This is a genomic window from uncultured Ruminococcus sp., from assembly GCF_937915125.1.
GTDB lineage: Bacteria > Bacillota > Clostridia > Oscillospirales > Ruminococcaceae > Ruminococcus_C.
The window spans coordinates 1-10,530 of sequence record NZ_CALDMP010000051.1; the positions used below are offsets into that span (position 1 = coordinate 1).

The window sequence follows — 10,530 nt, forward strand, 5'->3', positions numbered from 1 at the left end:
GAAAAAGCGACAGCTTTTTCGAGGCGGGGCGAACAAGACCGCCCCGCCTTGTGAAGCCATTTCAGTAAGCGAAATTTTGCAAACGTCCCGGTGGGACGTTTGCAACGAAATCATTTTTCATGTTGTACTGTATGCACTAACATCTTTCCATTGGAAACGCAAACATGAATCCTAGGTTTCACTCGACAGAACCGTGTCGGCGAAGTTCGCTCGTTTCACTCGCTGTTCGCCTGGGTTTACGCAAAGCCGGTTTTGACTTTTCCTGTTTCCTTTCCTGGGTGATTCTGGGTGTGTCTTGGAAGAGTGATTTTTCTTTGCTTTTTGCGGCTTTGCGCTTTGTTTCTCTGAATTTTACGGGACTGCAACCCTACGCTGCGAGACGTTGTCTCGCGCTCTACTTCCTTTTTTCTTTACTGAAAGGAAAAAAGGAAGCGAAAAAAGAAAAGATGGCTCGCTTCGCTCGGAAATGCCTCCCCTGAAAGGGGAGGGGGACCATTGCGCAGCAATGGTGGAGGGGTTGAGCCGTGAAAGGATATTATATTATGGCACTTTGGGCAGGAAGATTTTCCAAAGAAATTGACGCCGGCGTGAATGCGTTCAACTCCTCTATCGCATTCGATGCCCGTATGTATCGCCACGACATCCAGGGCAGCATTGCCCATGCAACCATGCTGGGTGACTGCGGTATTATCACAAAAGAGGACAGTACAGCCATTATCGCCGGTCTGAAAGGCATCCTCGCCGACCTGGACAGCGGCGCACTGGAATTCGACCCCAACGCAGAGGACATCCACATGTTCGTAGAAGCCGAACTGACCAAACGCTGCGGCGATGTGGGCAAGCGTCTCCATACCTCCCGTTCCAGAAATGACCAGGTGGCACTGGATCTGCGCCTGTATCTCCGGGATGAGATCGCCGAAATCCGCACTCTGGTACAGAAACTCTGCACCGCACTGGTCACTATGGCGCAGCAGCATACCGAGACCGTTCTGCCGGGCTATACCCATTTGCAGCGTGCCCAGCCTGTGACATTTGCCCACCATCTGCTGGCATATGTGCAGATGTTTCTCCGTGACCTGGGCAGACTGGACGATACCGCAAAGCGTATGAACGAATGCCCTCTGGGCAGCGGCGCACTGGCTGGTACAACTTATCATATTGACCGGGAACAGACCGCATCCCTCCTGGGCTTCGATGCACCGATGGCAAATAGCCTGGACGGCGTTTCCGACCGGGATTACTGCATTGAACTGGCAGATACACTGTCCATTATTATGATGCACCTTTCCCGTTTTTCCGAGGAAATTATTCTGTGGTGCTCCTGGGAATTCAAGTTCATCGAACTGGATGACGCCTTTGCCACTGGTTCGTCCATTATGCCTCAGAAGAAAAACCCGGATATCACCGAGCTGATTCGTGGCAAGACTGCACGTGTCTACGGCGATCTGCAAACCCTGCTGACCATGATGAAGGGTCTGCCTCTGGCGTATAACAAGGATATGCAGGAGGATAAAGAGGCTATTTTTGACGCAGTGGATAACGTAAAGCTGTGTCTGGAGACCTTTATTCCCATGTTGGAGACCATGCGTGTCAATAAGGAAAATATGCGTGCCGCTGCGGCAAAGGGCTTCATCAATGCCACAGACTGTGCAGACTATCTGGTAAAGAAAGGAATGCCCTTCCGGGATGCCTATAAGATCTCCGGCACCCTGGTGGCGCAGTGTATTGACCAGGGACTGACTCTGGAAACACTGCCGCTGGAGGAATACCAGAAAATGACACCGCTGTTTACTGAGGACGTCTATGAAGCCATCAGCCTGGAGACCTGCGTCAAGGGCAGAGTATCCCAAGGTGGCCCGTCTCCGGCGACTGTGGCAGAGCAGCTGAAGCTGGTGAAGTCGAAGCTGGGTATGGCATAAGATGAAGAAACGGCAGATCAAATTTATTGTGGCATTGTGCGTCATTTCGGTGATCCTGTGGATCGTGGGAGAGATCGTGCTGGGACTGGTGCTGGATCTGGGGATGACAGTTTCCCGGATCTGGGCAATTGCCATCATTGTACTGACCTGCGCATTCAGCCTGTGGAAATGCCCCAGAGAATAGGGGTATACAAGAAAGGATAAAGAGCATGAGAAAGACAGCGTTTTTGATGGCGATCCTGATGGGACTATGCTTGTTTTCTGCCTGTGGTGCGGAAACAGCACAGGATTCTGCTGCCGTGACGGAAACAACGGCTGCTGCGGAAACCACAAGCAGCAGCGACATTTTGAAAGATACAGCTCCCCAGATCGGCACGACAAAGAAAGGTGCCGGAACGAGAAAAACAGCCATAGCAGTACAAACAACCACAACTACGGCTGCAACGACAACGGCAGCAGAAACGCAGGAGGCAAAGCTCGTATACTGGACACCGCTCGGGAAATATTGGCACTATTCCAAAGACTGCGCCAAAAGCGAATTGCCGGACGTGACATATAACTACAAAAATGAGCCGCAGCCTTTGGACGATGCGACAAAGGAATCTATGGTACATGAATTCCCTGAGTCGTTCGGGATGAAAGATCGATTGGAACCCTGTCCGGACTGTGTGGGGACGGAATAAACGCTTGTTTCAGCATTTGGAAAGGGAATGAGGAAAATGGCTACAAAAATATTTATTGACGGACAGGCAGGCACAACGGGTCTGCGGATCCACGAACGTCTGGAAAACCGTTCCGATCTGGAACTGATTACTCTGACGGAGGAGACTCGGAAGGATGCCGAGGCACGCCGGGCGGCAATCCGGGAGAGTGACATCACCTTCCTGTGCCTGCCGGATGCAGCGGCGAGAGAAGCTGTCGCATTGGCAGGGGATGCAGACGTGCGTATCATTGACGCATCCACAGCCCACCGCACCAATCCGGACTGGGCATATGGTTTTCCGGAGCTGTCCCCGGCACATCGGGAGAAAATTCGTACTTCCAAGCGGGTGGCTGTGCCGGGCTGCTATGCCAGCGGTTTTGCATCTCTGGTGTATCCCATGGTACAAAGCGGACTGCTGCCCAAGGATTACCCCGTGCAGTGCTTCGCCATGTCGGGCTACAGCGGCGGCGGCAAGAAAATGATCGCTGAGATCGAATCCCCTGACCGTGCGCCGGAGCTGTTCAGCCCCCGGTTTTACGGTCTGGCAAATAACCACAAGCACTTGCCGGAAATGCAGATCATTTCCGGACTGGAGAGAAAACCCATGTTCACGCCTATTGTGGACGATTATTATAACGGCATGCTGGTCTGCGTACCGGTGCAAGCCGCCATTGCAGGACATGCCCTTCCGCCGGAGCAGGTGCAGGAGATGTTCGAACAGCACTACGCCGGGTCGAATTTCGTCCATGTAAAACCTCTGGGTACACCGGAGGAAATGACTGCCACAAAGCTGACCTGTAACGACCTGCGGGATACCAATCAGATGGAAATTTTCGTATTCGGCGATGCAGAGCAGATTCTGCTGTGTTCCCGTCTGGATAACCTGGGCAAGGGCGCATCCGGTGCAGCAGTGCAGTGTATGAATATTATGCTGGGATTGGATGAGACAACGGGGCTGGTTTGAGAAAAGGCTGCGCATCAAGCTGGTCCAGCTGAGCACAGCTGGCTCGCCATCTTTAGGGTGAGTCTGCCGATGCCATTTCCGCTGGGCATCGGGCTGGCGCAGGTCCAGGGCTGCGGAAGCCCTGGCAGAGACCAGGGACAGCGTCCCTGGTCGCCGCCCGCAGGCGGCGAAACATCCTGCGCCATACTTTTGGCGCGCGGAGAAAAGGGTGAGAAAAGCGACAGCTTTTCGAGGGGAAGCGGACAAGACCGCTTCCCCTGGTGAAACTATCATGCCAAGGAACGCCTTGAAAACGTCCCGGTGGGACGTTTTCAACGGAATAAATTTTTAGATGTGACAAGCTAGTAGGGGCGAACATTGTTCGCCCGCCAATGCCTGAGGAAATAGGTATTCATTGTGGCTGAGGGAATATATGCGGGCGACCAATGGTCGCCCCCTACAAAAACACCTTTGCTTCCAGTCTGATGACAATGCAGAAAGATAGATTCGGCGGGAACAAGCCTGCTGCATCATGTGATAACGAGCATTACTACTGGTCACCTCTAAAAACCCGCTCACCCGTCATCTGCGGCGCATCTTTACGCCATCTTCCCTTGCGAAAAAACTTGAAATACATCGAGTATTCCTGCATTTTTCCGCAAGGGAATCTGTCGTAAATCTGCACCACATCTGACGAATTCGGGGTTTTTAGAGATGCCCTACTTATATTTTTGAAAAAAACGAGAGGAGAGAGATACCATGGAAAAAATTGCATTGGAAGGTTATACCTTCATTGACGGTGGCATCTGTGCCGCAAAGGGTTTCCGTGCCGGGGGCGTGTACTGCGGCATCAAGGAAAATCCTGATGAGAAAAACGACCTGACTGTTGTTGCCGCAGATACTATGTGCAATGCAGCGGCGGTGTATACCCAGAATAAGGTTAAAGGCGCTCCGGTTCTGGTCATGCAGAAGCATCTGAAAGCCACGAATGGCAAGGCAATGGCGCTTGTGGCAAATTCCAAAAATGCCAACACCTGTAATGCGGACGGCGAGGAAAAGGCGGAGACCATGTGCGCACTCACCGCAAAGGAACTGGGCGTGAAGCCGGAAGAAGTGCTGGTCATGTCCACCGGCGTCATCGGTCAGGTGCTGCCCATGGAACCCATTGCAGCAGCTCTGCCGGGACTGTGCAAAAGCCTGACGGCAGATGTTGCCGGTGCTCATGAAGCTGCAACGGCAATTATGACAACGGATACTTTTGCAAAGGAAGTTGCTGTGGAATTCACTTTGGACGGCAAGACCTGTCACCTGGGCGGTATGGCAAAGGGCAGCGGCATGATTCACCCGAACATGGCGACCACCCTGAACTGTATCACCACCGATGCGGCAATTTCCCCGGAAATGCTCCAGAAGGCACTGTCCGATGTGGTAAAGATTACTTATAATTGCCTGTCCGTAGACGGCGATCAGTCCACCAATGATACCTGCGTTGTGCTGGCGTCGGGACTTGCCGGAAATGCGGAAATTACGGCGGATTCGGACGATTATCAGACATTCCGCCAGGGATTGTACTGCGTCATGATGAACATGACACGGATGCTTGCCTATGACGGCGAAGGTGCCACAAAGCTCCTGGAATGCACGGTTTCCGGGGCAAAGGATGTGGACACGGCAATTGTCGTGGCAAAGAGCGTCATCTGTTCGCCCTTGTTTAAGTGTGCCATGTTCGGTGCAGATGCCAACTGGGGACGGGTGCTGTGTGCAGTAGGCTATGCACCGGCGGAATTTGACATCAATCAGGTGGCAGTGACACTGGCGTCCCGTGCTGGTTCTGTGGACGTATGCAAAAACGGTGCCGGGGTGGAATTCTCCGAGGAAGAAGCCAAAAAGGTACTGCTGGAGGATGAAATTCAGATCCTGGTGTCCATCGGTGACGGCGCAGCATCGGCAACGGCATGGGGCTGTGACCTGACCTATGACTATGTCAAGATCAACGGCGACTATCGTTCGTAAGAGAGGACTTCGAAAATGGGAGAAATCAACAATAATGTACGGGCGCAGGTGCTGGTAGATGCCCTGCCGTACATTCAGAAATACAACAACAAAATTGTCGTGGTGAAATACGGCGGCAATGCCATGACCAACAAGGAACTAAAACAGGCAGTCATGGATGATATCGTGCTGCTGTCCCTGGTGGGCGTCAAGGTAGTGCTGGTACACGGCGGCGGCCCTGAGATCAGTGATATGCTGAAGCGGCTGAACATTGAGTCGAAATTCATCGGCGGTCTGCGGTATACGGACGAAGCCGCTGTGGACGTGGTGAAGATGGTGCTGTCCGGCAAGGTCAACAAGGAACTGGTAAGTCTGCTGACCCGGACAAAGGGCAAGGCGCTGGGACTGTGCGGTATTGACGGACAGATGCTGGCGGCGGAGCGCAAGCTGGGACCGAACGGCGAAGATCTGGGCTTTGTGGGCGATATTGTGAAAGTCAATGAGAAGCCTATTCTGGATGCCCTGGACAATGGGTACATTCCGGTCATTGCCACCGTGGCAACGGATGAATTCGGGCAGGCTTATAATGTCAATGCAGACACGGCAGCGGCGAGAATTGCGGCGCAGCTGAGGGCGGAAAACCTGATTCTCATGACGGATATTGCAGGACTGCTGCGGAATAAGGACGACCCATCTACGCTGATTCCCTTTGTGAATGTCAGCGAAGTGCCGTTCCTGAAACGGAAGGGTATCATTTCCGGCGGCATGATTCCGAAGATCGACTGCTGCGTAGAGGCAGTAAGACGAGGCGTAAAGAAAACCGCCATCATTGATGGCAGAGTGCCCCACTCGATTCTGATTGAAACCCTGTCCAATGAGGGCATTGGCACACAATTCCGATAAAAAGTAAAATCCGCATATCGCCGCAGGCGGCAATGAAGCTTTTTGATCCAGCAATTTCTCGAAAATGCTGGCAGAGTCCAGGGACAGCGTCCCTGGTCGCCGCCCGCAGGCGGCGAAACACCCTGCGCCGTACTTTCGGCGCGCGGAGAAAAGGGGTGAGAAAAGCGACAGCTTTTCGAGGGGAAAGCGAACAAGACCGCTTTCCCCTGTGAAACCATACAGGCAAAGCGAAATTTTGCAAACGTCCCGGTGGGACGTTTGCAATGAAATCAAGTTTTAATCGTTACTAGATACTAGGTTTTTAGCGTGTTTAGATAATTTAGGGAGGTTTTTAAATGGAATTGATCAAAGCAAATGCAATGAAGGCGCTGTCCAATCCTGGTGTGGTATCCCGACAGATTCTGAACCCGGACAATTCCACCAGCAAGCGTGTTACCATTACAGAGGTACATCTTGAAATTGGCGCAAGCCAGCCGAGACATATCCATGAATCTTCTGAACAAATTTGGTATGCGGTGCAGGGAACAGGAAAGCTGCTGCTTTCAGAGAATCAGGAGCAGGAGTTTACAGCCGGTGATGTGGTGCGGTTTGCGGACGGTGATGTGCATGGCTTGTATAACGATGGCAACACAGAGTTTGTGTATATTTCTGTGACTGCGCCGCCAATTCATTTTGGTTATGCATATCAGGAAGAAAACTAAATTGTCAACGAGTTGGTAGATTTGAATTTCACTTTGCAAAAACGGTTCGGCGAAGTTCGCTCGTTTCACTCGCTGTTCGCCTGGGTTTGCGCAAAGCCGATTTTGACTTTTCCTGTACCCTTTTCTGTGTGATTCTGGGTGTGTCTTGGAAGAGTGATTTTCCTTTGCTTTTTACGGCTTTGCGCTTTGTTTCTCTGAATTTTACTGGACTGCAATCCTACGCTGCGAGACGTTGTCTCGCGCTCTACTTCCTTTTTTCTTTACTGAAAAGAAAAAAGGAAGCGAAAAAAAGAAAAGAGCCTCGCTTCCCTCGAAAAAGCCTCCCCTGAAAGGGGAGGGGGACCATTGCACAGCAATGGTGGAGGGGTCGGGCTTTAAGGAGGTCATACATATGACAACACAAGAACAACTGAACGCATCCGTCATGCCGACCTACGGGCGGTTCCCGGTGGTCATCGACCACGGCGCAGGGGAATCCTGCACCGACGAAACCGGAAAAACCTACATCGACTTCGGCAGCGGCATCGGCACGACCTCGCTGGGCTACTGTAACGAAGCCTGGACAGATGCAGTCTGCCGTCAGGTGAAAACCATGCAGCATACATCCAACCTGTATTACACTAAAATACAGGCGGACTTCGCCCAGCAGCTTTGCGAAGCCACTGGCTACAGCAAGGTTTTTTTCGGCAACAGCGGCGCAGAGGCCAACGAATGCGCCATTAAGCTGGCGAGAAAGTATAGCTTTGACAAATACGGCAAGGGCCGCCATAAGATCCTGACTCTGGTCAATTCCTTCCACGGCAGAACCCTCTGCACCCTGTCCGCTACCGGACAGGACGTGTTCCATAACTACTTTTTCCCCTTCGTGGAGGGTTTCGATTTTGTCACCGCCAACGATGTCGCTGACCTGAAAGAGAAACTGGACGATACCGTCTGCGCTGTTATGCTGGAATATGTCCAAGGGGAAGGCGGCGTCAATGCCCTGGAACAGGAATTCGTGGACGCTGTCTTTGCCTTGTGCGCCGAAAAGGATGTCCTTGTCATTGCAGACGAGGTGCAGACTGGCGTGGGCAGAACAGGCACATTCCTTGCCGGGGAGCAGTTCGGGCATAAGGCAGACGTGACTACCCTTGCAAAGGGTATTGCCGGCGGTCTGCCTATGGGCGCTTGCCTTGCCAGCGAAAAGTGCGCTGGCGTGCTCAATAAGGGCGCACACGGTTCCACGTTCGGCGGCAATCCCGTTTGCTGTGCCGGCGGTCTTGCTGTGCTGCAAACGGTTACTGCACCGGGCTTTCTGGAGAATGTGCAGCGTAAGGCGGCGCTCCTGCGGGAAAAGCTGGCGGCACTGCCGGGGGTGGCATCTGTCAGCGGCATGGGACTGATGATCGGTATCCAGCTGACGGAAAAGAAGGCAATTGACGTGGCAAATGCTGCCCTGGAAGAGGGACTGCTGGTGCTGACTGCCAAGGATAAGGTGCGTCTGCTGCCGCCGCTGACGATTACAGACGAAGAAATGGAAAAAGGTCTTGCAATTCTGGAACGGATTCTGAAAAAGTAAAATCTGCTGCCGTCAGGCAGAAAAAATAGATAAAAAATGAACGGAGGAAAAACCATGAAGCACTTACTGAAGATGCTCGATCTGAGCACCGAAGAGATCATCGAGATTCTCGACCTTGCCGACCAGCTGAAATATGAGCTGAAGCACGGCATTCCCCATCCGCACCTGAAGGGCAAGTCCCTGGGAATGATTTTCCAGAAGGCGTCTACCCGGACACGTGTTTCCTTTGAGACAGGCATGTACCAGCTGGGCGGCCATCCGCTGTTTCTGTCCGCAGACGACTTGCAGATCGGCAGGGGCGAGCCGGTGCAGGATACTGCACGGGTACTGTCCCGGTATCTGGATGGCATTATGATTCGTACCTTTGAGCAGAAGGAAGTAGAAGATCTGGCGGAATACGGTTCGATCCCGATTATCAACGGTCTGACGGACTTCTGCCATCCCTGCCAGATTCTGGCGGATCTCATGACCATTCGGGAGTTCAAGACGGATTTTGCCGGGCTGAAGATGTGCTTTATCGGCGACGGCAACAATATGGCGAATTCGCTGATCGTAGGCTGCCTGAAGGTCGGCATGGCGGTATCCATTGCCTGCCCGGACGACTATCAGCCGGATGCCCAGGTACTGGAATTCACAAAGGCATACGGCGACAAGTTCCAGATGACAAACGTGCCCCTGGAGGCAGCCAAGGATGCCGATGTGGTAATCACGGACGTATGGGCATCCATGGGTCAGGAAGGTGAAGCGGAGAAGCGGAAAAAGGCATTCCACGGCTACCAGATCAACGACGAGATCATGGCAGCGGCTCACGAGGATGCCATGGTGCTCCACTGCCTGCCAGCACACCGGGAGGAAGAGATCACCGAAAAGGTATTCGAAGCCCATGCGGCTGAGATTTTTGAGGAAGCTGAGAACCGTCTCCATGCGCAGAAGGCGGTTATGGTGAAGCTGATGGCGTAACAGAAATTTGCGCTGGAATATGTAGGACAGGAACTTGCTCCTGCTGCCTGATATCGGAAAAAGCGCCGGTCTGGATAGTTCAGACCGGCGCTTTTTTTGGAATTTCATGAGATAGCACCGCACAGTATAGAGTATAAGACAGAAAAACCCAAATTTAGATGAAAAAATCGGTATTCCTATTGACAATTTACCGTAATTATGGTATTCTAAATTGTAGGGAGGTGAATAGGGATGGAGGATCGTGCTAATGTAGGACTTGTTATCGTATCGGTTCTGTTTCCGATCGTGGGTCTGATTCTGTTCTTCGTAAAGAAGAAAGAAACACCGAAGGCTGCAAAGGCATACATCATTGCAGCTGCGATTTCTTTCGGCGTTTGTGTACTCATTAACATTATCATAATGGCAGTCGCTGGCAGTATTGCAGCAACTACCGTAGGGTATGGCGCACTGATGTGCTGATGCATGAATACGATGAAAATGAAAAAAACCGCTGTCTGAAAAGACGGCGGTTTTTTAAATGACACATGTGCAATTTATCTAAAAATACTCTTGATTTCAGCAAAACATTCGTCTTGACAAGCGTGAAAAGTTGTGATATAATAATAAAGCTGTCGCACGAGAGCGAAAGTTAAGGAAAAAGTGTGAAAAAAGGGAACGGGAGTTCGCCTTTATTCACAAAAAATTAACTTGACAAAATCGCAATAGTGTGATAGAATGAATAAGCTGTCTGTTAATTGCAGGAGTTGAAGTTAAGGGAAAAGACATGAAGAACGAACGGGAGTTCAAAAATCTTCATAAAAAGTTCACTTGACAAAATCGACAAGATGTGATAAAATAGATAAGCTGTCACA

The 10,530-nt window shown here is 51.7% G+C and carries 10 protein-coding genes; all 10 read left to right on the forward strand.

Translation table 11 applies throughout. The annotated features are described in order from the left end of the window. The first annotated feature begins 542 nt into the window (after positions 1–542). The gene (argH, locus tag Q0418_RS05070; RefSeq protein WP_298482861.1) at positions 543–1,919 is read left to right on the forward strand and encodes an argininosuccinate lyase; all 1,377 of its coding nucleotides are present in this window, start codon (positions 543–545) and stop codon (positions 1,917–1,919) included. A gap of 1 nt (position 1,920) precedes the next feature. Then, on the forward strand, positions 1,921–2,103 hold the full coding sequence (locus Q0418_RS05075; RefSeq protein WP_298482845.1) for a hypothetical protein: 183 nt from the start codon (positions 1,921–1,923) through the stop codon (positions 2,101–2,103). A gap of 25 nt (positions 2,104–2,128) precedes the next feature. Further along, positions 2,129–2,602, forward strand: a complete 474-nt coding sequence (locus Q0418_RS05080; RefSeq protein WP_298482847.1) for a hypothetical protein — start codon at positions 2,129–2,131, stop codon at positions 2,600–2,602. 36 nt (positions 2,603–2,638) lie between these two features. After that, positions 2,639–3,586 (forward strand): N-acetyl-gamma-glutamyl-phosphate reductase, encoded by a 948-nt coding sequence (argC, locus tag Q0418_RS05085; RefSeq protein ID WP_298482849.1) that lies wholly within the window; start codon positions 2,639–2,641, stop codon positions 3,584–3,586. Between the two features lie 738 nt (positions 3,587–4,324). Then, positions 4,325–5,578, forward strand: coding sequence for a bifunctional glutamate N-acetyltransferase/amino-acid acetyltransferase ArgJ (argJ, locus tag Q0418_RS05090; protein ID WP_298482851.1), 1,254 nt, complete (start codon positions 4,325–4,327; stop codon positions 5,576–5,578). 15 nt (positions 5,579–5,593) lie between these two features. Beyond that, positions 5,594–6,460: an acetylglutamate kinase gene (gene argB, locus Q0418_RS05095; RefSeq protein WP_298482852.1), complete on the forward strand. Its 867-nt coding sequence runs from the start codon at positions 5,594–5,596 to the stop codon at positions 6,458–6,460. 335 nt (positions 6,461–6,795) lie between these two features. Next, positions 6,796–7,161 carry a cupin domain-containing protein gene (locus Q0418_RS05100; RefSeq protein ID WP_298482854.1) on the forward strand — a complete coding sequence of 122 codons (366 nt, stop codon included), beginning with the start codon at positions 6,796–6,798 and terminating at the stop codon, positions 7,159–7,161. Positions 7,162–7,552: 391 nt separating this feature from the next. Then, complete coding sequence (locus Q0418_RS05105; protein ID WP_298482856.1) at positions 7,553–8,719, forward strand: aspartate aminotransferase family protein; 1,167 nt, start codon at positions 7,553–7,555, stop codon at positions 8,717–8,719. A gap of 54 nt (positions 8,720–8,773) precedes the next feature. Next, entirely contained in the window at positions 8,774–9,679 is a 906-nt protein-coding gene (gene argF / locus Q0418_RS05110; RefSeq protein WP_298482858.1) for an ornithine carbamoyltransferase, read from the forward strand. Between the two features lie 231 nt (positions 9,680–9,910). Beyond that, on the forward strand, positions 9,911–10,138 hold the full coding sequence (locus Q0418_RS05115) for a hypothetical protein (RefSeq protein WP_298482860.1): 228 nt from the start codon (positions 9,911–9,913) through the stop codon (positions 10,136–10,138). Positions 10,139–10,530: the final 392 nt, after the last annotated feature.

What these genes read in the sequence shown, in the direction of transcription:
- argC (WP_298482849.1), top strand. Translation starts at nt 2,639, where the DNA reads ATGGCTACAAAAATATTTATTGACGGACAGGCAGGCACAACGGGTCTG.
- Q0418_RS05115 (WP_298482860.1), top strand. Translation starts at nt 9,911, where the DNA reads ATGGAGGATCGTGCTAATGTAGGACTTGTTATCGTATCGGTTCTGTTT.
- argJ (WP_298482851.1), top strand. Translation starts at nt 4,325, where the DNA reads ATGGAAAAAATTGCATTGGAAGGTTATACCTTCATTGACGGTGGCATC.
- Q0418_RS05075 (WP_298482845.1), top strand. Translation starts at nt 1,921, where the DNA reads ATGAAGAAACGGCAGATCAAATTTATTGTGGCATTGTGCGTCATTTCG.
- argB (WP_298482852.1), top strand. Translation starts at nt 5,594, where the DNA reads ATGGGAGAAATCAACAATAATGTACGGGCGCAGGTGCTGGTAGATGCC.
- argF (WP_298482858.1), top strand. Translation starts at nt 8,774, where the DNA reads ATGAAGCACTTACTGAAGATGCTCGATCTGAGCACCGAAGAGATCATC.
- Q0418_RS05105 (WP_298482856.1), top strand. Translation starts at nt 7,553, where the DNA reads ATGACAACACAAGAACAACTGAACGCATCCGTCATGCCGACCTACGGG.
- Q0418_RS05080 (WP_298482847.1), top strand. Translation starts at nt 2,129, where the DNA reads ATGAGAAAGACAGCGTTTTTGATGGCGATCCTGATGGGACTATGCTTG.
- argH (WP_298482861.1), top strand. Translation starts at nt 543, where the DNA reads ATGGCACTTTGGGCAGGAAGATTTTCCAAAGAAATTGACGCCGGCGTG.
- Q0418_RS05100 (WP_298482854.1), top strand. Translation starts at nt 6,796, where the DNA reads ATGGAATTGATCAAAGCAAATGCAATGAAGGCGCTGTCCAATCCTGGT.